Source organism: Streptomyces chiangmaiensis (assembly GCF_036281785.1).
Classification (GTDB): domain Bacteria; phylum Actinomycetota; class Actinomycetes; order Streptomycetales; family Streptomycetaceae; genus Streptomyces; species Streptomyces chiangmaiensis.
The window spans coordinates 1-20,356 of the sequence record NZ_JAYWVC010000011.1 but is presented as its reverse complement, the minus strand read 5'-3'; the positions used below and the strand labels follow the sequence as shown (position 1 = coordinate 20,356).

Below are 20,356 nucleotides of genomic sequence, written 5' to 3'. Positions count from 1 at the left end.
CCTAACGGGAGAAGAACTCGGCCAGCACCGGTGCGAGCGCTCGCGGTTCCACCATGTGGTTCTGGCCCTCCAGTACATGGTACGTGCCGTCGGGCGTCGCCTCCGCGACCGACTTCGTCGCCCTGCGCAGCCACTCGGGGCTCGCGGCGCCCGCGACGGCCAGGACTGGGACGGTGACCTCGGCCAGCCGGTCCCGGGGCACCAGCCCGTCCCCCATCACGGCGTTGTCGTACGCGAGGGTCGGGGCGATCGCCTCCATGTCGGCCCACATCGGCGACCGGCGGGCGTTGTTGATCATCTCGGGGGCCAGGCCGGTGAGCCGGAGGAACAGCTCCACCGCGTCCCCGCGCCGGCCCTGCTCGAGCGCCTCGGTGAGATTCCCGGTGTACTCCGCGCGCTCCTGAACGCCGCCCCCGTAGTCGGCGAAGGGTGTCTCGTACACCGCCGCCCGGTGCACGGGCAGACCGCTCGCCGCGGCCTCCAGCACCAGCGCACCGCCCGACGAGATGCCGTACAGCGCCGTCTCGCCGTCCGTCGTCTCGATGAGCGCCGCGAGGTCGTCCACCTCGCGGGCCACCTCGTACGGCTGCGTGTCGCCGCTCTCGCCGCGGCCCCGGCGGTCGTACACGATGACGTCGAAGCGGTCCGAGAGCTGCGCGGCCAGGGGCGCCACCGTGGCGCCCGTGGACATTGCGCCGCTCACGAGGACGACCGCCGGGCCCTGCCCGGTGCGTTGGTATGCGATGCGGGTGCCGTCGCGCGAGATGGTCTGCTTGTCCATACCTGTGAGACTGCCGCAGACGACGGCGTTAATCGCTCACGACACCTCTACTTCGTAGAAGCAGAGGTGGTCCTTGATCCTCGTGACGTCGGGCTTGGGAGCGGGGTACGCCCACACCAGGTCCGCCGCGTCGGGGAGGGACCAGTAGGACGCGGTGCCCTTGAAGGGGCAGACGGTGTGCGTCTCGGAAGGCGTCAGCAGGTCGAGGCGTACGTCCTCGGCGGGGATGTAGTACCGCGGGGGACAGCCCGTCTCGTGCAGCACAAGAGCCCGGTCGCTCTCCGCCAGGACCTGTCCGCCGTGCACCACGCGCACGTGCTGGTCGCCTTGCTCGATGGTGATCGTGTGTCCTTCGGCCATACTCGAACAGCGCCCGTCGGCCGCCGATTCTTCCCGCATACGGTTACGGCATGAACATCTGCGTCTTCCTCTCCGCCGCCGACCTCGCCGACCGATACACGCGCCCCGCGCGCCAGTTCGCGGAACTGCTGGGCAAGGGCGGCCACACGCTGGTGTGGGGCGGCTCCGACGTGGGCCTCATGAAGGTGGTCGCGGACGGGGTGCAGGAGACGGGTGGGGGGCTGCTGGGCGTTTCCGTCGACTTCCTGGCGGCCACGGCACGGGTGGACGCCGACGAGATGGTGATCGCGAAGGACCTCGGCATGGGGGTGCCCCCACGCCCTTGAGGCAGTGGGGGAGCAAGCGGCTGCTCCTGGAGAGGGCCGACGCGATCGTGATCATGGTCGGCGGGACCGGCACGCTCGACGAGGCGACCGAGATTCTGGAGCTGAAGAAGCACGGGCACACCGACAAGCCGGTGGCCCTGCTGAACACGGCCGGCTTCTACGACGGTCTGAAGGAGCAGTTCCGCCGGATGGAGGACGAGGGCTTCCTGCCGCGGCCGCTCAGGGAGCTGGTGTTCTTCGCCGAGGAGCCGGTGGGAGCCCTGGCGTATCTGGAGGAGTCGCTCCGCGTCCGCTGACACCGTGGTGCGAGCATGGCGGGCATGGCGACACATGTGATCACCGGAGCGGGCTCCGGCATCGGCGCGGCCGTGGCCCGCCGCCTGCACGCGCGCGGGGACGACCTCGTACTGCACGTGCGCGACGCGGGGCGCGCGAAGGAGCTGGCGGCCGCGTTCCCGGGGGCGAAGACCCTGGTGGGCGACCTCTCGGACCCGGACAGGCTGTCCTGGGCGTTCTCCCACCAGACCCTGCCGGACCGGGTGGACTCCCTGCTGCACATCGCCGGCGTGGTCGACCTGGGCCGGGTGGACGAGCTGACCCCGAAGTCCTGGCACCAGCAGCTCAACGTCAACCTGATCGCGCCCGCCGAGCTGACCCGCCACTTCCTGCCCCAGTTGCGCGCCGCGCGCGGCCATGTGGTGTTCGCGAACTCGGGAGCGGGCCTGAACGCCCACGCGCAGTGGTCGGCGTACGCCGCCTCCAAGCACGGCCTGAAGGCACTCGCCGACTCGTTGCGCCACGAGGAGCACGCGAACGGCGTCCGGGTCACCTCCGTCTACCCCGGCCGCACGGCCGGGGTGATGCAGGCCAAGGTCCACCGGCAGGAGGGCAAAGAGTACGACGCGTCGCAGTGGATCGACCCCGAGTCGGTGGCGACGACGATCCTGATGTGCCTGGACCTGCCGAGGGACGCGGAGGTCAACGACCTGACGGTGCGGCCGGGCCGCTGACCGTACCGGAGGATTCCGTAGTCTTCCGGGGTGAGTGAAAACAGCGAGTTCAGGTTCGGTGCCGCCACCGGTGTCGGGTCCATGCCCGGAGAGGACGCGCGGGAGACGGCCAAGACCGTCACCGGGACCTTCGAGGACTTCCCGTTCCTTCCCGAGCTTCCGGCCCGGGGGCCCGGCGCGGACATGATCGGGCGGACCGCGGGGATGCTCGTCGACCTGTACGCGCGCGTGGAGCCCAGTGGCTGGCGCTTCGCGGACCGGCCGGGGCGGGACACCCGGCGGGCCCGCTCCTGGCTCGGTGAGGACCTCGACGCGCTGGAGGAGTTCACCCAGGAGTACGAGGGGCCGCTGAAGGTGCAGGCGGTGGGGCCCTGGACGCTGGCCGCCGCGCTGGAGCTCAGGAACGGCGAGGCGGCGCTCTCCGACGCCGGGGCATGCCGCGACCTCGCCGGGTCGCTCGCCGAGGGGCTGCGGCTCCACCTCGACGAGGTCCGGCGGCGGGTGCCCGGCGCGCGGATCGTGCTGCAACTGGACGAGCCGTCGCTCACCGCCGTCCTGCGCGGGCAGGTGGGGACCGCCAGTGGCTACCGGACCCACCGGGCCGTCGACCGGCAGGTCGCCGAGGCGGCACTGCGGGACATCGTCGGGGTTCACGCGGACGGCCCGGTCGTGGTCCACTCGTGCGCGCCGGACGTTCCGTTCGCCCTGCTGCGCAGGGCGGGCGCGGCGGCCGTCTCCTTCGACTTCTCGCTGCTCACCGAGCGTGACGACGACGTGATCGGAGAGGCGGTGGAAGGGGGCACCCGGCTCTTCGCCGGGGTGGTGGCGAGCACGGACGGCACGTTGTCGGACCCTGCCGGTAGCGTCATGGGTGTCAGGACGTTGTGGCGCAGGCTGGGACTGCATCCGGGGCTTCTCGCGAAGGCGGTCACGGTCACGCCGACGTGCGGCCTGGCGGGCGCTTCCCCGGACTACGCCCGCAAGGCCCTCGCCCACTGCGTCCGGGCGGCGAGATCCCTCGCGGACAACCCAGAGTAACGGGAGGACAACACGGTGGCCGGCGACAAGCAAGCGGAGACCACGGTGCCCGCCGAGGCACGGAAGCAGCACGCGCAGCTCGCTGAGCAGATCGAGGAGCACCGCTTCCGGTACTACGTGAAGGACGCCCCCATCGTCAGCGACGCCGAGTTCGACCGGCTCCTGCGCTCCTTGGAGGCACTGGAGGAGGAGTATCCCGAGCTGCGCACACCCGACTCGCCGACCCAGAAGGTCGCGGGCGCGTACGAGACCGAGTTCACGGCCGTCCGGCACCGCGAGCGCATGCTCTCCCTCGACAACGCCTTCGACGACGCGGAACTCGCCGCCTGGGCCGATCGCGTCGCCAAGGAGGTGGGCACCTCCGCGTACCACTTCCTGTGCGAACTGAAGGTCGACGGCCTCGCGGTCAACCTCACCTATGAGCACGGCCGCCTCACCCGCGCGGCGACCCGCGGCGACGGCCGCACCGGCGAGGACATCACCCCCAATGTCCGTACGATCGCGGAGATTCCGGACCGCCTCGACGGCGACCGCGTCCCCGACCTCGTGGAGATCCGGGGCGAGGTCTTCTTCCCGATGGAGAAGTTCGAGGAGCTGAACGCCCGCCTCGTGGCGGGCGGTGACAAGCCCTTCGCCAACCCGCGCAACGCAGCGGCCGGGTCCCTGCGCCAGAAGGACCCGCGCATCACGGCCACCCGCCCGCTGCACATGGTGGTGCACGGCATCGGCGCGCTGGAGGGCTTCGAGGACGGCCTCACCCGTCTGTCCGAGGCATACGACCTGCTGCACTCCTGGGGCCTGCCCACCGCCAAGCACAACAAGGTGGTCGACGACCTCGACGGCGTACGGGAGTTCGTCGCGTACTTCGGCGAGAACCGCCACTCGGTGGAGCACGAGATCGACGGAGTGGTGGTCAAGCTCGACGAGATCCCGCTCCAGGGCCGTCTCGGCTCCACCTCGCGCGCCCCCCGCTGGGCGATCGCGTACAAGTACGCCCCCGAGGAGGTCAACACCAAGCTCATCAACATCCGTGTGGGCGTGGGCCGTACGGGCAGGGTCACGCCGTACGCGCAGGTCGAGCCGGTGACGGTCGCGGGCTCGGAGGTCGAGTTCGCCACCCTGCACAACCAGGACGTCGTCAAGGCCAAGGGCGTGCTCATCGGGGACACGGTGGTGCTGCGCAAGGCCGGTGACGTCATCCCGGAGATCCTCGGCCCGGTCGTCGACCTGCGCGACGGCACGGAGCGCGAGTTCGTGATGCCGTCTGAGTGCCCCGAGTGCGGTACGCCCCTGCGGCCGATGAAGGAGGGCGACATCGACCTCCGCTGCCCGAACGCGCGCGCGTGCCCGGCCCAGCTGCGTGAGCGCCTGTTCTACCTCGCCGGGCGCAAGGCACTGGACATCGAGCACTTCGGGTACGTGGCCGCAGCGGCCCTCACCAAGCCGCTCGAGCCGGCCGAGCCGCCGCTGAAGGACGAGGGCGATCTGTTCGACCTCACCGTCGAGCAGCTGTTGCCCATCAAGGCGTATGTCCTCGACCAGGACAGCGGTCTGCCCAAGCGTGACCCGAAGACCGGCGAAGAGAAGGTCGCCATGGTCTTCGCCAACCAGCAGGGTGAGCCCAAGAAGAACGCCATCGCGATGCTGGACAACATCGCGGCGGCCACGGAGCGTCCGCTCGCCCGCGTGCTCACCGGCCTGTCGATCCGTCACGTCGGCCCGGTGGCAGCGGAGGCGCTGGCCCGCGAATTCCGTTCGATCGAGCGCATCGAGCAGGCGAGCGAGGAGGAGCTGGCCGCCACCGACGGGGTCGGGCCCATCATCGCCGCCTCCCTCAAGCAGTGGTTCGCCGAGGACTGGCACCGCGAGATCCTCCGCAAGTGGAAGGCCGCGGGTGTCCGCATGGAGGAGGAGGGCTCCGGCCAGGACGAGGGCCCGCGCCCTCTGGAGGGGCTCACGGTCGTCGTCACCGGCACTCTGGAGCATTTCACCCGCGACGGAGCCACGGACGCCCTGCAGAGCCGGGGTGCGAAAGTGACCGGCTCGGTTTCCAAGAAGACGTCGTTCGTCGTCGTGGGCGAGAACCCCGGATCGAAGTACGACAAGGCCATGCAGGTGAAGGTTCCCGTGCTCGACGAGGCCGGATTCGCCGTTCTGTTGGAACAAGGACCGGAAGCGGCCGCGGAAGTCGCCCTTCCGACCGCGGAGTAGTGGTCGAAGGTCACCCGTTCGACGCATATCAGATGCATACGGGTGGCCGGGGCGCATTCGGGCAACCGTCGACGACCGCTGCCCGTGGAAGCCTTCTGCGGCCTACTGTTGAGGTGTGCGCCTGCCGTGCCCGGAGGCGTGGTGGGTTTTCAGACGCGGTGGTCCTGACGGAATGTCGGGTATCGGGCCGCGTGGCGTGGGCACCGCCGGCTGTGAGAGGGACGGGAATGGAACCGACCGAGAGCGCCGCCCCGGACTCACGGCTGCCCGCATGCCGGATCACCGGCACCTGGCGGGCGGGCCGCCGGACAGCGCGCCCGTCGGGGCCCGTGGGTGCGCCCGCGTCGAGTGCCGTGCAGGGGAGGATCTCCGGCACGGCACTCGGACCGGGAGTGCCCGCCCTGGCAGGAACGCCGGTCGTCGGGCAGATGGTGGCACTGCACGGGCAGGACGGCGAACAGCACGGCTCCTGGCCCGCGCTGCCCACCGCGATCGTCGCGACCGCCGGCCTCGTCCTCGTGGCCGGTGTCTATCACGCGTTCGACGGACACCACGCGCTCTTTCCTTCCGGCACCGTCGGCTGGTCGCTGGCCGTGCTCACCGGCATCATCGTCGGCCATCTGGTCGCGCTCGGGCGCGCCCGCTGGTGGGGCGGCACCGGTTCCGGCGCCGCCCTGACCCTTGCCGTCCTGCTGCTGTACGGCTGGTTGCCCGCGGGGATGGTCAGCCTCACCGTGGTCATGCTGGTCGGCATAGCCCGGCTGGGCCGTTGGCGGCAAGGCATCCTGCACGGTGCGGTCGACATCCTCGGCATAGGTGCCGGAGCACTTGTCCTGGCCCTTTTCGGCCGTGTGCCGACCGTCGAGGCGCCCTGGTACCCGCAGAACTGGACTGCCTTCACCGCGCCCGAGGTCGTGCTCGTGGCCACCGCGTACCTGGCCGTGACCCGGCTGCTGCTGTGGTACGCGCACGCGCCGCACACCGACGGGCTGCCCGCCGTCGAGCGCACGGCGCTGGTCCGCCAGGGACTTGTGGCCGTCGCGCTGTTCGGCATCGCGCCGCTGATCTGTGTCGTGGCCGTCGCGCTCCCGGTCCTGCTGCCACTGTTCTCCATACCGCTCATCGCCCTGGACTCCACCCTGTGGATAGCCCGGGCCCGCGCCGAGGAGCAGTTGCGTGATCCGCTGACCGGGCTGCCGAACCGGCAGTGGCTGCTGGCGCGCACCTGGACGGCGCTCGACGACGCCGAGCGGATCGGGGCACGGGCCGCGCTGATGCTGATAGACCTCGACCGCTTCCGTTCCGTGAACGACACGCTGGGCCATCTCGCCGGCGACCGGCTGCTCCTGCAGATAGCGGAGCGGCTGCGGCTGGCGTTGCCGCGCGGGGCGGAGGCCGCGCGGCTCGGAGGCGACGAGTTCGCCGTGTTACTGCCCGTCGCGGACTCCACCACGTCGGCGTCGAGGGTGGCGCGCAACCTGGTCGCGGCCCTCAGCTCGCCGCTCGACCTCGACGGACTCACGCTCGTCCTGGAGGCCAGCGCCGGCGTCGCCGTCTTCCCCGACCATGCGCTCGACGCGGAGGGACTGCTGCGGCGGGCCGACGTGGCCATGTACCAGGCGAAGCGGGACCGTACGGGCGTGGAGGTGTACGAGTCCAAGCGGGACTCGAACACTCCGGACCGGCTCGGGCTGCTGGGAGATCTGCGGCGCGCGCTGGAAGCGCACGAGGTGGAGTTGCACTACCAGCCGAAGGTGCGCTTCGACGGGCATGTCGCCGGGCTCGAGGCGCTCGTGCGGTGGGTGCACCCCGAGCGCGGCAAGGTGCCGCCGGACGAGTTCATCGCGATAGCGGAGTCCTCGGGGCTGATGCCCCACCTGACGGAGTACGTGCTGGAGACCGCGCTCGGACAGGTGGCGCGGTGGCGGGCGCAGGGGCTGCAGGTCCCGGTGGCCGTCAACGTCTCGCCGCGGGACGTCCACACCCCCGGCTTCGCGGGCGCGGTGGCCGCCCGGCTGGCGCGGCACGGGGTGCCCGCGGGCGCCCTGCAGCTGGAGATAACGGAGCACGTGCTCCTGGAGGACCCGCAGCGGGCCGCGGACACGCTGGCCGCGCTGGCCGGGCACGGCGTGAAGATGTCGCTGGACGACTTCGGCACCGGGTACTCGTCGCTGGTGCATCTGCGGCGGCTGCCCGTCAGCGAGCTGAAGATCGATCGCTCGTTCGTGGCACGGCTGGCGGTGGACGCCGAGGACGGGGAGATCGTGCGCTGCACGGTCGACCTCGCGCATTCGCTGGGCCTGCTCGTCATCGCCGAGGGCGTCGAGGACGACGAGACATGGGAGCGGCTGCGCGATCTGGGGTGCGACGCGGTGCAGGGCTGGCTGGTGGCCGCGGCGATGCCGGCGGAGGAGACCACGACATGGCTGCTCGCGCGCGGCGCGCAGGGCTGGCGACGGCCCCGGGCGGCACTTCCCGCGGCGACGAGCGACGAGTAGCCGGGTTCCCGTCCGCGGGCCGGCCGCGAGCGGCAAGCGGACCCCGGGCGGTGGGCCACGGGTAAACCCAGGCGCGGGCATCCGGACCGGCGCCATAGGATTGGGCCCAAACCACACACACTCACCCCAGAGGATCGCTGCATGCCTGGCATCACGCGCGAGGAGGTCGCCCACCTCGCCCGGCTGGCGCGTCTGGAGCTGAAGCCCGAAGAGCTCGACCACTTCGCAGGCCAGCTGGACGACATCATCGGCGCGGTCGCCCGCGTCAGCGAGGTCGCCGACCAAGACGTACCGCCGACCTCTCACCCGCTGCCGCTGACCAATGTCATGCGCTCGGACGAGGTCCGTCCGTCGCTCACCCCCGAGCAGGCGCTGTCCGGCGCCCCGGCCCAGGAGCAGCAGCGTTTCAAGGTGCCGCAGATCCTGGGGGAGGAGTAGCCCGCCATGACGGACAAGAACAGCATCATCCGGCTCACCGCTGCCGAGATCGCGGAGAAGATCTCCTCCGGAGAGCTGACCGCCGTCGCGGTCACCGAGGCCCACCTCGCCCGAATCGAGGCCGTCGACGAGAAGGTGCACGCCTTCCTGCACGTCGACCGCGACGGTGCGCTGGCGCAGGCCCGCGCCGTCGACGAGAAGAGGGCGCGGGGCGAGAAGCTCGGCCCGCTCGCCGGTGTGCCGCTCGCGCTCAAGGACATCTTCACCACCAAGGGTGTGCCCACGACGGTCGGATCCAAGATCCTCGAGGGCTGGATCCCGCCGTACGACGCGACCCTCACCAAGAAGCTGAAGGACGCCGACGTCGTCATCCTCGGCAAGACCAACATGGACGAGTTCGCCATGGGGTCGTCGACGGAGAACAGTGCCTACGGGCCGACCGGCAACCCCTGGGACCTCACCCGCATCCCGGGCGGCTCCGGCGGCGGCTCCAGCGCGGCGCTCGCCTCGTTCCAGGCGCCCCTGGCCATCGGCACCGACACCGGCGGCTCCATCCGCCAGCCCGCCGCCGTCACCGGCACGGTCGGCGTCAAGCCGACGTACGGCGGAGTCTCCCGCTACGGCATGGTCGCCTTCAGCAGCAGCCTCGACCAGGGCGGGCCGTGCGCTCGTACGGTCCTGGACGCCGCTCTCCTGCACGAGGTCATCGGCGGACACGACCCGCTCGACTCCACCTCGATCGACGTCCCGGTCCCGCCGGTCGTCGAGGCCGCGCGCAGCGGCAGCGTGGAGGGCATGCGCGTCGGTGTCGTCACGCAGTTCCGCGGCGAGGGCTACCAGTCCGGTGTCATCCAGCGGTTCGACGAGTCCGTCGCCCTCCTCAAGGAGCTGGGCGCCGAGATCGTCGAGCTGGACTGCCCTTCCTTCGATCTGGCGCTGGCCGCGTACTACCTGATCGCCCCGAGCGAGTGCTCCAGTAACCTGGCGCGTTTCGACGGTCTGCGCTACGGCCTGCGCGCCGGCGACGACGGCGCGCACTCCGCCGAGGAGGTCACCTCCCTCACCCGTGCGGAGGGCTTCGGCCCCGAGGTCAAGCGCCGGATCATGCTCGGCACGTACGCCCTGAGCTCCGGCTACTACGACGCGTACTACGGCTCCGCACAGAAGGTCCGTACGCTCATCACCCGCGACTTCGAGAAGGCCTTCGAACAGGTCGACGTGATCGTCTCGCCGACGACCCCGACCACCGCCTTCGCGATCGGCGAGCGTGCCGATGACCCGATGGCCATGTACCTGGCGGACCTGTGCACCATCCCGGTCAACATGGCCGGCAACGCCGCCATGTCGCTGCCCTGCGGCCTCGCGCCGGAGGACAACCTCCCGGTGGGCCTGCAGATCATCGCCCCGGCGACGAAGGACGAACGCCTCTACAAGGTCGGCGCCGCCGTCGAGGCCGCCTTCGTGGAAAAGTGGGGGCACCCGCTTCTCGAGGAGGCTCCGTCGCTGTGAGTACGGCACTGTCCAAGGCCAAGGGCTTCAAGAAGTCCAAGTCCGGTATGTACCTGTCCATGGCCACCACCGCGTTCGGCGCGATCGGTGTCGCGAAGCAGGCCAAGAAGGCCCGCCTCGAGAACGACACGCTGCGACTGCTCGACGCGGCCGTGTCCGCCGCCGCCATCGTCACCGGCCTCGCGATCCTCTACCGCGAGCTGAAGCGGCTGGGCGACGACGACGTCCTGCTGGGCTGAGAGGGAAGTTTCACCGTGACCACCATGACCGACCTGGTGTCGTACGAGGACGCGCTGGCGTCGTACGACCCCGTCATGGGCCTTGAGGTCCATGTCGAACTCGGCACCAGGACCAAGATGTTCTGCGGCTGCTCCACGGCGCTCGGCGCCGAGCCGAACTCGCAGACCTGCCCCACCTGCCTCGGCCTGCCCGGTGCGCTCCCCGTCGTCAACACGATCGGCGTGGAGTCCGCGATCCGGATCGGTCTCGCACTGAACTGCGAGATCGCCGAGTGGTGCCGCTTCGCCCGGAAGAACTACTTCTATCCGGACATGCCGAAGAACTTCCAGACCTCCCAGTACGACGAGCCGATCGCCTTCAACGGCTACCTCGACGTGCAGCTGGAGGACGGCGAGACCTTCCGCGTGGAGATCGAGCGTGCCCACATGGAGGAGGACACCGGCAAGTCGACTCACGTCGGCGGCGCCACCGGCCGTATCCACGGCGCCTCCCACTCGCTGCTCGACTACAACCGCGCCGGCATCCCGCTGATCGAGATCGTCACCAAGCCGATCGTCGGCGCGGGCGAGCGTGCGCCCGAGGTGGCGAAGGCGTACGTCCGTGAGCTGCGCGAGCTCATTCGGGCGCTCGGCGTCTCCGAGGCCCGTATGGAGATGGGCCAGATGCGCTGTGACGTGAACCTGTCGCTGATGCCGAAGGACGCCGAGAAGTTCGGCACCCGCTCCGAGACGAAGAACGTCAACTCGCTGCGTTCCGTCGAGCGCGCGGCCCGCTTCGAGATCCAGCGCCACGCCGCCGTGCTCGACGGCGGCGGCAAGGTGATCCAGGAGACCCGCCACTTCCACGAGGACACCGGCACAACGACCTCGGGCCGCACCAAGGAGGAGGCCGAGGACTACCGGTACTTCCCCGAGCCCGACCTGGTGCCCGTCGCCCCCCCGCGCGAGTGGGTCGAGGAACTGCGGGCCTCGTTGCCGGAGCTGCCCCTCGTGCGCCGCACCCGGCTGCTCGGGGAGTGGGGCATCTCGGCCATCGACATGCAGGCGATCCTCAACGCCGGTGCGCTCGACCCGATCGTCGCCACCATCGAGGCGGGCGCCGACGCGGCCTCCGCTCGCAAGTGGTGGATGGGCGAGCTCGCCCGCCACGCGAACGAGTCGGCCACGACCCTGGAGGAGCTGCCGATCACGCCGGAGCAGGTCGCCCGTGTCGCCAAGCTGGTGGCGTCCGGTGATCTGAATGACAAGCTCGCCCGCCAGGTCATCGAGGGCGTCCTCGCGGGCGAGGGCACGCCGGACGAGGTCGTCGAGAAGCGCGGGCTGAAGGTCGTCTCCGACGAGGGCGCCCTGACCGCCGCCGTCGACGAGGCGATCGCCGGCAACCCGGCGATCGCGGACAAGATCCGCGGTGGCAAGGTGGCCGCGGCCGGCGCCCTGGTCGGCGCGGTCATGAAGGCCACCCGCGGCCAGGCAGACGCCGCGCGTGTCAAGGAGCTGATCCTGGAGAAGCTGGGCGTCAGCGAGGGCTGAGATCAGTCGCAGAACGGCCTACAGGGGCGGTCCATCGCATGAGATGGGCCGCCCCTGTGTCGCTTACTGAAACCTTATTTAGCAAGGAAGACGCGGCGATTGTTCCTGTGATTCTGCTCCTGTCTTTGTGACGAAGCCCACGAAAGCGACAAACGATCTCTTCCGGCTGCCAGAGTGATGGGTATTGCTCATGCGTTCTTTCCGGGATGTTCAGTTCATTGCCGACTGTTCCCGGTCAAAGATCCACGAATCGCTCCCAGGGGGGCACGTCCGTTGGCAGACCTCGCACGCTGGTGTGTTCGCCACCGCCTCGTCACCCTTCTGCTCTGGCTGGTCGCCTTCGCCGGTGTCACCGCCGCCTCCACCGCGGCGGGTTCCTCGTACTCGGGCGACTACGGCATCCCGGGCACCGAGTCCCACCGTGCCGCCCGGCTGCTCGACCAGGGCTTCCCCGGACTCGGCGGCGACAGTGACACCGTCGTCTGGCAGACCGGCCCCGAAGGCGTGCGTGCCGCCGACGTCGAGCAGACGATGACCCACACCCTGGACCGGATCGCGGACCTTCCCGGCGTCGCCGCCGTCACCAGCCCCTACAAGGACGGCCACAGCGACCAGATCAGCCGCGACGGCCGCACGGCGTACGCCACCATCACCTTCGAACGGTCGGCCGAGGACATCGGTAAGGGCGAGGCCAAGACCGTCGTCGACACCGCCGAGTCCGCCCGGACCGACGGCCTGAGGGTCGAGCTGGGCGGCAGCGCCGTCGGGGTCACCGAGTCGACGGGCGGGCACCTCGCCGAGATCGTCGGAGTGGCCGTCGCCGCCCTGGTCCTGTTCCTCGCCTTCGGATCGCTGGTCGCCTCCCTGCTGCCCATCGCCACGGCGCTGATCGGGGTCGGCACGGCGTACTCCGGCATCGGACTGCTCGGGCACGCCATGACCGTCGCCGATTTCGCACCCATGCTCGGCATGCTCATCGGACTCGGCGTCGGCATCGACTACGCGCTGTTCATCGTCACCCGGCACCGCCGCAGCCTGAAGCGCGGCACCCCGGTGGACGAGGCCGCCGAGGACGCCGTCGCCACCACTGGAAGGGCCGTGGTCTTCGCGGGTGCGACCGTGTGCATCGCACTCCTCGGCATGCTGATCCTGCGCCTCGGCTTCCTCAACGGCGTCGCGATCGCCGCCAGTCTGACCGTCCTGCTCACGGTCGCCGCCTCGGTGACCCTGCTGCCGGCGCTGCTGTCCTTCATCGGCCCGCGCGCCCTCAGCAGGCGTGAGCGGCGCAGGCTGCACGAACACGGGCCGGAACCCGAGGTGCCGACCGGGCTCTCCGCCCGCTGGTCCGCCTTCGTCGAACGCCACCCCAAGAAACTCGGCGTCGTCGCCCTGGCCGTCATGGCCATGCTCGCGCTGCCCACGCTCTCCCTCCATCTCGGCACCTCCGACCAGGGCAACGACCCGAAGTCGTCGACCACCCGGCAGGCCTACGACCTCATGGCCGAGGGCTTCGGGCCCGGCGTCAACGGCCCGCTCACCCTGGTCACCCCGGTGGGAGGCGCCGAGGACAAGCTCGCACTCGACAACCTCGACAGCACGCTCGCGGCCACCCCGGGCGTCGCCTCGGTGACCCCGGTGACGTACAACACCGGTGGCAACACGGCCTACCTCACCGTCGTACCGGACTCCGCCCCGCAGTCGCAGCAGACCAGTGAACTGGTGAAACGGCTGCGCTCCGAGGTGCTGCCGCGCGCCGAGCAGGGCACGAGCCTCGATCTGCACATCGGCGGGATCACGGCCGTCTATGACGACTTTGCGAATGTGATCGTCGGCAAGCTGCCGCTGTTCGTGGGCGTGGTGATCGGCCTCGGCTGTGTGCTGCTCCTGCTGGCCTTCCGGTCCTTCGCCATCCCGCTGAAGGCCGCCGTGATGAACCTGGCCGCGGTCGCCGCCGCGTTCGGCGTGGTCGTCGCGATCTTCCAGTGGGGCTGGGGGAGCGAACTGCTCGGACTCGGCCGGGCCGGGCCGATCGAGCCCTTCCTCCCCGTGATCATGGTCTCGGTGCTCTTCGGGCTCTCCATGGACTACCAGGTGTTCCTGGTCAGCCGCATGTACGAAGAGTGGCTGGAGACCGGCGACAACCGGCGCGCGGTGCGCGTGGGCCTCGCCGAGACCGGCCGGGTGATCAACTCTGCGGCCGTCATCATGATTTCGGTCTTCCTCGCCTTCGTGCTCAGCGGTGACCGGGTCATCACCATGTTCGGCATCGGGCTCGCCTCGGCGGTCGCCCTCGACGCCTTTGTGCTGCGCACGCTCCTCGTCCCCGCCCTGATGCACCTGCTCGGCGGCGCCAACTGGTGGCTGCCGACCTGGCTGGAGCGCCGGCTGCCGCGTCTGTGCATCGAGCCGGCGGAATGCCGTGCGACGATTCCGGAGCAGTGCGCGGACGAGGACGCGCTGGTGGGCGTCCTGGCGAACGAGCCGCACAGGGATGTACGCGATATCCCTGGATGACGACGGGGGCCGGACTGCGGTCGCTGGAGCCGTGGCACGCCGAGGAGTTCCTGGTGCACATTGACCGCGGGCGGGACTTCATCACCGAGCACATCCCGTGCGGTGCGGGCGCCACGGACGTGGGCTCCGCCAGGGAGATCCTCCAGTCGTACGCCGACAGGTGCGCCGCGGACAACGGAAGCCTGCACGGGCTGTGGCTGGACGGGAAGCCCTCGGGGCGTGCTCTTCCGCGTCTTCGACGCGGCGGGCGGCACCTGCGAGGTCGGCTGCCGGCTCGAGCCCGCCGGGACCGGGCGGGGGCCGATCACACGTGCGATGCGGGTGCTTGTCGACTGGGCGATTGACGAGCGCGGTATCCACCGTGTGGAGTGGTACGCGTCGTCCGCCAACGTACCGAGCATCAATGTGGCGCGGCGGCTGGGCATGAGCCGAGACGGCGTGCTGCGGCAGAACTACGTGTACCGCGGCGTACGCCAGGACACCGAAGTGTGGTCGGTGCTCGCGCCCGAGTGGCGGGCGGCACGCGCGCGAGGCGCCCGCGACGATCGTTAAGAGACCTCTCAGACAGCGTCCGTACGGTGCGAGGCATGGGAACCAAGACAGTTGACGAGGCCGGGGCCGTAATCGGCGCCGAGGCGACGAACGACGAGGAGAAGGGGGAGGCCATCGAGGCCGAGAAGACGGCCGGCGACACGGTCGAGGAGCCCGGGAACGAAGACGTGTCCGACGAGACCGCGCCCGAGGGGCCGTCGGGGGTGGGCCAGGGTGCCGGAGCGGTGGTGTCCGCCGGGCTCGGCATCGTCTCCCTGACCGGCAGCTGGGTCGGCACCGTGGCCTCCGCCCGCGAGAACCTCGTGGGTCAGCTGCAGACCTCGTCCTCGGCGAGCGTCGCCAAGCAGATCCAGGAGGTGTACGGCGACGCCTGGCAGGCCACCGCGCTGTGGGGCGGCCTGTTCGCACTGGCCGCGCTGCTCGTGGGTGTCGTGGTCCTGGCCCGTCCGGCGTTCGGGGTGCCGAGGCGGCCGCAGGCCGCCTGGATCAAGTCGGCGGCCTGGGCCGGTGTGGCGCTGGGCGTCATCGGTCTGCTCCTGGCCGTACTGAAGTACACCGACGTCCTGCTCGGGCTGCCGTCCGCCGGCTGAGCCGGGACAGACCCGAGGGGGTCCTAGGGCTTGCGGCGCATCCTTACGCAGGCCCTGGGACCCCCTGCGCGCATCTAAGGCCCCGTGCACCGCGATAGATGCGGCACTCTCCCGATGTGGCGTAGCCCCCTGGGGGACGAAAGTTGAGGCCTCGCAACGAGCGAGATCGACAACCGATTCGTCCTCTGGGGGAAGAACCATGTTCGAGCACGAACTCCACCACATCCGTTCCGCGGAGCTGATCCGCCAGGCGGAGCTCTACCGGCTCAGCCGGGAGGCACTGCGTGGGCGCCGCGACGCCCGCAGGACCGGCCAGGAGCCCGAAAGGGAAGGCGGCGACCATAGCCACGACCGGCATCGGCCCCGCCGCGTCGCCCGCACCGCGTGAACGCGCGGCGCCGGAGGGCGGCGGGACGGGCGCCGCGCTCCCTCGGGACGGCCGCTCGAAAGACGGCCGTCCCGATCCGCCGAGGCCCACGAGGACCCGGGCCACCGGCCCGGACCACGTTGCGGCGTCACGGGCGGGGGCGCCCTCGTCCGCGGCCGCTTGCGAGTCCGTGGACGAAGCGGTTCTCGGAAGGCGTGCGCCGACGCCGACCGGTGACGGCGCCGGGTCCGTGGCGGCCCCGGCGCCGAAGGCGGCCCGGGCCCGGAATCCGGCCGGGCGGCGCGTGGCGCCGCAGGCGCCGTCCGCCGTGCGGGTGCCGCCGCGTGCCGCCCCCGCCCCGGCTTCGGACCCGGCGGTGCAGGGCAGGGTGTCCCACCTCCCGGTGCCGCGGTCTCACGTGCCCGGTGCGCGGCCGGCGATATTCGGTCCCGCATTGTCGCAGGCCCGTGTCATCCTCGGGAGCGTGGAGACCAGGTCCGTGAGCCCCGTATTCGTCGGTCGCGCCCATGAGTTGGAGGCGTTGCACGACGCGCTGGTCCGCGCCGGCGGGGTGGCTCCGAGGCGTCGGGCAGCGGAGGAGAGCCGCAGGCGCTGCTCATCGGGGGTGAGGCGGGAGTCGGGAAGACCATGGCCGCCGCGGTGGCCGACCACCTCGGCGCCCGGCCGCTCGCGGAGTCGGTCGCCCTGCTCGGCCGTCGCGCCCGGCTCACCCCGACGTGCGCGGTGCGGCCCGCCGTGGTCGATCCGGCCGAGTCCCTGGGGCTCACGAACCGGGAGCGGGACGTGCTGCGCCTGGTCGCGGCCGGGCGCAGCAACCGCCAGATAGCCGAGGAGCTGTTCATCTCCCCGAAGACGGCCAGCGTCCATGTCTCCAACATCCTGGCGAAGCTGGGCCTCTCGGGGCGGGGCGAGGCCGCCGCGCTGGCCCATCGGCTGCGGCTGTTCCCGGCGGAGCCCGGGGACCGCCTGGCCGCGGGGTGACCCCTGGTGCCGGTCTACGACACCTCCACCTCCAGGATTCGGTCGTCGGTCTTGGACGGCGTGCCCCGGCCGTCGGTGTTGCTCGTCGTGAGCCAGAGCTTGTTCCCACCCGCCGAGACCACCGTGCGGAGACGGCCGTAGGTGTCCGTCAGGAACGCCTGCGGCGGCGCGGACGACTTGGTGCCCTTGAGCGGGATGCGCCACAGCCGCTCTCCGCGCAGGCCCGCCATCCAGATGGAGCCCTCCGCGTAGGCGATGCCGCTGGGGGAGGCCTCGTCGGTGCGCCATTGGGCGATCGGGTTGTGGAACGTTGGATCGGAGGACTTCCCCTCGGCGATCGGCCAGCCGTAGTTGTCGCCCGGTTTGATCGCGTTCAGCTCGTCCCAGGTGTCCTGGCCGAACTCCGAGGCGAACAGTCGCTGTCTGCCGTCCCAGGCGAGCCCCTGGACGTTGCGGTGACCGTAGGAGTAGACGACCGAGTTCCCGAAGGGGTTGCCGGGCGCCGGCTCGCCCTCGGGGGTCATGCGCAGGATCTTGCCGCCCAGGGAGTCGCGGTCCTGGGACAGACCCCGGTCGCCCGACTCGCCGGTGCCGGCGTAGAGCATCCCGTCCGGGCCGAACGCGATCCGGCCGCCGTTGTGGATCATTCCCTTCGGGATGTCCTTGAAGACCGTGTCCGGCGCCCCGAGCTGCTCACCGGACGGCTTCTTCGGGTCGTACAGCATGCGCACGATGCGGTTGTCCGAGTCCGTCGTGAGGTACGCGTAGACCAGGTGGTCCGAGGCATGGTCGGGGGAGAGGGCGAGACCCAGCAGCCCGCCCTCGCCGGCCGCCGAGACGCCGGGCACCGTGCCCAGGACCGTCTTCTTCCCGGTCTTGTCGTCGATCCGCGTGATCGTGCCGTCGTCACGGTCGGCGAGCAGCAGTCCGCCGCCGGGCAGCGGCGCGAGGCCCCAGGGCGTCTTGAGGTCCGCCGCGACGGTGCGCACCACCCGTACCGAACCGGTCGCCGGCGGAGGCTGCCCGTCCGCCTGCCGGGAGTCCGAGGCCTCCGGTGCCGTGCTGCTCGACGAGCCGCTCCGGCCGCCCGGCGTGTCCCCGCCACCGGAGGAGCAGCCCGCCGCGAGCAGCAGTGCGGACGCGGCCAACACGGATGTCACAGCTCGACGTTGCACGATCACGGTCCCTTCGACGCGGTGCCCTCTTCCTTTCCTACACCGCCCGGGCCTTTGACGGTTCCCTGCCGCGGCGATCGAGACCGTGGCGCCCTCGTCGCATGCACGCCCGGGTGCAGGGCGGGATCCGGTGTCAGTCCCACGACCCTTGTGCCGCCGGCAGGACCGCCACGTCCGACAGGTCCTCCGGGCTCAGGCACAGTGCGGACGCGGCCGCGTTCTCGGTGACCCAGCGCTCCTGCTTGGCCCCCGGTACCGGCACCACGTGAGGTCCCTGTGCCAGTACCCAGGCCAGTGCCACCTGCGCGGGGGTGACATCCTCGCCGTGTCGCCGGGCCACCTGCCGCAGTCCGGCCACGATCGGCTGGTTCTCCGCCATCATCTCGGCCGTGAAGCGCGGGTGCCGGGCACGTAGATCGTCGGGCTCGAAGCCCTCGCCCGGTGTCAGGGTGCCGGTCAGGAAGCCGTTGCCGAGCGGCATCGCCGCCAGGAAGCCGACCCCGCGCGCCGCGCACCACGGCAGCAGCGCGTCCAGGGCCTCCGTCGACCACACCGACAGTTCGGCCTCCACCGCGCTCACCGGGAAAACCTGCTGGACCCGCTCCAGCTGCCGGATCGTGTCGTCGTACAGCCGGGCCCCGGACCGCCGTCCGCCCCGTACACCCATGGCGCACCACCCCAGCGCCCGGACCTTGCCCGCCCGCACCAGCTCCGCCATGGCGCCCCAGGTCTCCTCGACGGGGACCTCGGGATCCGCGCGGTGCAGCTGGTAGAGGTCGATGGCGTCCGTCTGCAGCCGGCGCAGCGACGCGTCGCAGGCACGTTTCACGTAGCCCGGCCTGCCGTTGGCCACGATGTGCTGCTCGCCCACCAGCAGGCCGACCTTGGTCGACACGAAGGCCTCGGCGCGCCGCTCCTTGAGCACCCGGCCCACGAGCAGCTCGTTGGTGAACGGCCCGTACATGTCCGCCGTGTCGAGCAGCGACATCCCCAGATCGAGTGCCCGGTGCACCGTCCGTGCGGACTCGTCGCCGCGCTGCCGCGAACCGGAGTAGGCCCAGCTCATCGGCATGCACCCGAGTCCCACCGCCCCCACTTCGAGCGTCGCGGCGCCGATCGTCCTGCGCTCCACCTGGCCGTGCCCTCCCTTTCCTGGCACCCCAACCTAACGAATGCGGTGTCCGAGGCTTCGCATAGCCTCCTGGCCATGACTGTCGAGGTTTGGCTTCCGTTCCGTACCGACGAGATCGAGGGTCTGCCCGAGGGCCTCACGTACCGGTTCTGGGACGGCGGCCCGGATTATCCCGCGGACCCGGCCGACTGCGCGTTCTACGCCGTTCCCTACATGAAGGGCAGCGAGGTCGCGGTGCGCCCCATGGCCGCGATGACGTCCGTCCGTGTCGTGCAGACGCTCTCCGCCGGTGTCGACCACGTCGAGCCGGGCCTGTCCCGGCTGCCCGAGGGCGTGCGGTTGTGCAATGCGCGCGGAGTGCACGACGCCAGCACCGCCGAACTCGCCCTCGCCCTGATCCTCGCCTCGCTGCGCGGCATCCCCGACTTCGTCCGGGGACAGGACCACGAGGAGTGGCGGGCCGGGTTCCGTCCCGCCCTCGCCGACAAGTCCGTCCTCATCGTCGGTTACGGGGCCGTGGGCGCCGCCATCGAGGACAGGCTCGTGCCGTTCGAGGTCGCGCGGGTGGCGCGCGTCGCGCGCCGCGAGCGCGAGACAGCGCGCGGTCCCGTGCATCCTCTCTCCCGATTGTCGGAACTTCTTCCCGATGCCGATGTCGTGGTGCTCGTCACGCCGCTCACGGAAGAAACGAAAGAGCTGGCCGACGCCGATTTTCTGGCCCGTATGAAGGACGGGTCGCTGCTGGTGAACATGGCGCGCGGGGCGGTGGTCGACACCGGGGCGCTGCTCGCCGAGCTGGAGACCGGCCGCCTCATGGCCGCCCTCGACGTCACGGACCCCGAACCGCTGCCGAAGGGGCACCCCCTGTGGCATGCGCCCCGCGTGCTGATCAGTCCGCATGTCGGCGGTCCCACCTCGGCGTTCTGGCCCCGCGTCAAGCGCCTCCTGAGCTCCCAGCTGAACCGATTCGCGCAGGGGGAGCCGTTGCAGAACGTGGTGCTGACGACCGGCGCCTAGAGCCACCGGGCGCGGGCACGGGGGAGTCGCGGGGCGTGCACGCGGTCCGGACGGCGCATGATGTGAG

At 70.9% G+C, this 20,356-nt stretch carries 16 protein-coding genes and 3 pseudogenes; 15 read left to right on the top strand and 4 right to left on the bottom strand.

What is annotated here, in order from left to right; all coding sequences use genetic code 11:
• Position 1 precedes the first annotated feature (1 nt).
• Entirely contained in the window at positions 2-781 is a 780-nt protein-coding gene (locus VXC91_RS05830) for an alpha/beta fold hydrolase (protein WP_329505592.1), read from the bottom strand.
• A gap of 36 nt (positions 782-817) precedes the next feature.
• Positions 818-1,141: a DUF427 domain-containing protein gene (locus tag VXC91_RS05825; protein WP_329505660.1), complete on the bottom strand. Its 324-nt coding sequence runs from the start codon at positions 1,139-1,141 to the stop codon at positions 818-820.
• Positions 1,142-1,191: 50 nt separating this feature from the next.
• Here VXC91_RS05825 and VXC91_RS05820 point away from each other — a divergent pair.
• The 14 genes and pseudogenes from VXC91_RS05820 to VXC91_RS05755 form a co-directional block, all read left to right on the top strand.
• A pseudogene (locus tag VXC91_RS05820) lies at positions 1,192-1,763 on the top strand (LOG family protein).
• 15 nt (positions 1,764-1,778) lie between these two features.
• The gene (locus VXC91_RS05815) at positions 1,779-2,477 is read left to right on the top strand and encodes an SDR family oxidoreductase (protein WP_329505591.1); all 699 of its coding nucleotides are present in this window, start codon (positions 1,779-1,781) and stop codon (positions 2,475-2,477) included.
• A gap of 30 nt (positions 2,478-2,507) precedes the next feature.
• The gene (locus VXC91_RS05810) at positions 2,508-3,515 is read left to right on the top strand and encodes a methionine synthase (protein WP_329505589.1); all 1,008 of its coding nucleotides are present in this window, start codon (positions 2,508-2,510) and stop codon (positions 3,513-3,515) included.
• 15 nt (positions 3,516-3,530) lie between these two features.
• Positions 3,531-5,726, top strand: coding sequence for an NAD-dependent DNA ligase LigA (gene ligA, locus VXC91_RS05805; RefSeq protein WP_329505588.1), 2,196 nt, complete (start codon positions 3,531-3,533; stop codon positions 5,724-5,726).
• A gap of 227 nt (positions 5,727-5,953) precedes the next feature.
• A complete protein-coding gene (locus VXC91_RS05800) occupies positions 5,954-8,224 on the top strand; it encodes a putative bifunctional diguanylate cyclase/phosphodiesterase (RefSeq protein ID WP_329505587.1) in 2,271 nt (756 codons plus the stop codon).
• Between the two features lie 141 nt (positions 8,225-8,365).
• Entirely contained in the window at positions 8,366-8,662 is a 297-nt protein-coding gene (gatC, locus tag VXC91_RS05795; RefSeq protein ID WP_329505585.1) for an Asp-tRNA(Asn)/Glu-tRNA(Gln) amidotransferase subunit GatC, read from the top strand.
• Between the two features lie 6 nt (positions 8,663-8,668).
• Positions 8,669-10,171, top strand: coding sequence for an Asp-tRNA(Asn)/Glu-tRNA(Gln) amidotransferase subunit GatA (gatA, locus tag VXC91_RS05790; RefSeq protein WP_329505583.1), 1,503 nt, complete (start codon positions 8,669-8,671; stop codon positions 10,169-10,171).
• Positions 10,168-10,410, top strand: a complete 243-nt coding sequence (locus VXC91_RS05785) for a hypothetical protein (RefSeq protein ID WP_329505582.1) — start codon at positions 10,168-10,170, stop codon at positions 10,408-10,410. Before gatA ends, VXC91_RS05785 begins: the two co-directional genes overlap by 4 nt.
• 15 nt (positions 10,411-10,425) lie before the next feature.
• On the top strand, positions 10,426-11,940 hold the full coding sequence (gene gatB / locus VXC91_RS05780; RefSeq protein ID WP_329505580.1) for an Asp-tRNA(Asn)/Glu-tRNA(Gln) amidotransferase subunit GatB: 1,515 nt from the start codon (positions 10,426-10,428) through the stop codon (positions 11,938-11,940).
• Between the two features lie 273 nt (positions 11,941-12,213).
• Positions 12,214-14,454: an MMPL family transporter gene (locus tag VXC91_RS05775; RefSeq protein WP_329505579.1), complete on the top strand. Its 2,241-nt coding sequence runs from the start codon at positions 12,214-12,216 to the stop codon at positions 14,452-14,454.
• Positions 14,432-15,006, top strand: a pseudogene (locus tag VXC91_RS05770) (GNAT family N-acetyltransferase). Before VXC91_RS05775 ends, VXC91_RS05770 begins: the two are co-directional and overlap by 23 nt.
• Before the next feature lie 35 nt (positions 15,007-15,041).
• A complete protein-coding gene (locus tag VXC91_RS05765) occupies positions 15,042-15,596 on the top strand; it encodes a hypothetical protein (RefSeq protein ID WP_329505578.1) in 555 nt (184 codons plus the stop codon).
• Between the two features lie 199 nt (positions 15,597-15,795).
• Positions 15,796-15,984: a hypothetical protein gene (locus tag VXC91_RS05760; RefSeq protein ID WP_329505577.1), complete on the top strand. Its 189-nt coding sequence runs from the start codon at positions 15,796-15,798 to the stop codon at positions 15,982-15,984.
• Positions 15,985-16,611: 627 nt separating this feature from the next.
• Positions 16,612-16,965: pseudogene (locus tag VXC91_RS05755) on the top strand (helix-turn-helix domain-containing protein); the annotation flags it as partial.
• A gap of 14 nt (positions 16,966-16,979) precedes the next feature.
• Here VXC91_RS05755 and VXC91_RS05750 read toward each other — a convergent pair.
• Together VXC91_RS05750 and VXC91_RS05745 are read right to left on the bottom strand one after the other, a co-directional pair.
• Positions 16,980-18,146 (bottom strand): PQQ-dependent sugar dehydrogenase, encoded by a 1,167-nt coding sequence (locus tag VXC91_RS05750; protein ID WP_329505576.1) that lies wholly within the window; start codon positions 18,144-18,146, stop codon positions 16,980-16,982.
• 127 nt (positions 18,147-18,273) lie between these two features.
• Positions 18,274-19,272: an aldo/keto reductase gene (locus VXC91_RS05745; protein ID WP_329505575.1), complete on the bottom strand. Its 999-nt coding sequence runs from the start codon at positions 19,270-19,272 to the stop codon at positions 18,274-18,276.
• A gap of 75 nt (positions 19,273-19,347) precedes the next feature.
• On the opposite strand from VXC91_RS05745, the gene VXC91_RS05740 reads away from it, so the two are divergent.
• A complete protein-coding gene (locus tag VXC91_RS05740; RefSeq protein ID WP_329505573.1) occupies positions 19,348-20,289 on the top strand; it encodes a 2-hydroxyacid dehydrogenase in 942 nt (313 codons plus the stop codon).
• The last annotated feature ends 67 nt before the right edge of the window (positions 20,290-20,356 follow it).

Bases quoted from the DNA above. Each gene is read 5' to 3' on its own strand.
- VXC91_RS05830 (WP_329505592.1), bottom strand. From the start codon at position 781: ATGGACAAGCAGACCATCTCGCGCGACGGCACCCGCATCGCATACCAA.
- VXC91_RS05825 (WP_329505660.1), bottom strand. From the start codon at position 1,141: ATGGCCGAAGGACACACGATCACCATCGAGCAAGGCGACCAGCACGTG.
- VXC91_RS05815 (WP_329505591.1), top strand. From the start codon at position 1,779: ATGGCGGGCATGGCGACACATGTGATCACCGGAGCGGGCTCCGGCATC.
- VXC91_RS05800 (WP_329505587.1), top strand. From the start codon at position 5,954: ATGGAACCGACCGAGAGCGCCGCCCCGGACTCACGGCTGCCCGCATGC.
- gatC (WP_329505585.1), top strand. From the start codon at position 8,366: ATGCCTGGCATCACGCGCGAGGAGGTCGCCCACCTCGCCCGGCTGGCG.
- gatA (WP_329505583.1), top strand. From the start codon at position 8,669: ATGACGGACAAGAACAGCATCATCCGGCTCACCGCTGCCGAGATCGCG.
- VXC91_RS05765 (WP_329505578.1), top strand. From the start codon at position 15,042: ATGGGAACCAAGACAGTTGACGAGGCCGGGGCCGTAATCGGCGCCGAG.
- VXC91_RS05760 (WP_329505577.1), top strand. From the start codon at position 15,796: ATGTTCGAGCACGAACTCCACCACATCCGTTCCGCGGAGCTGATCCGC.
- VXC91_RS05740 (WP_329505573.1), top strand. From the start codon at position 19,348: ATGACTGTCGAGGTTTGGCTTCCGTTCCGTACCGACGAGATCGAGGGT.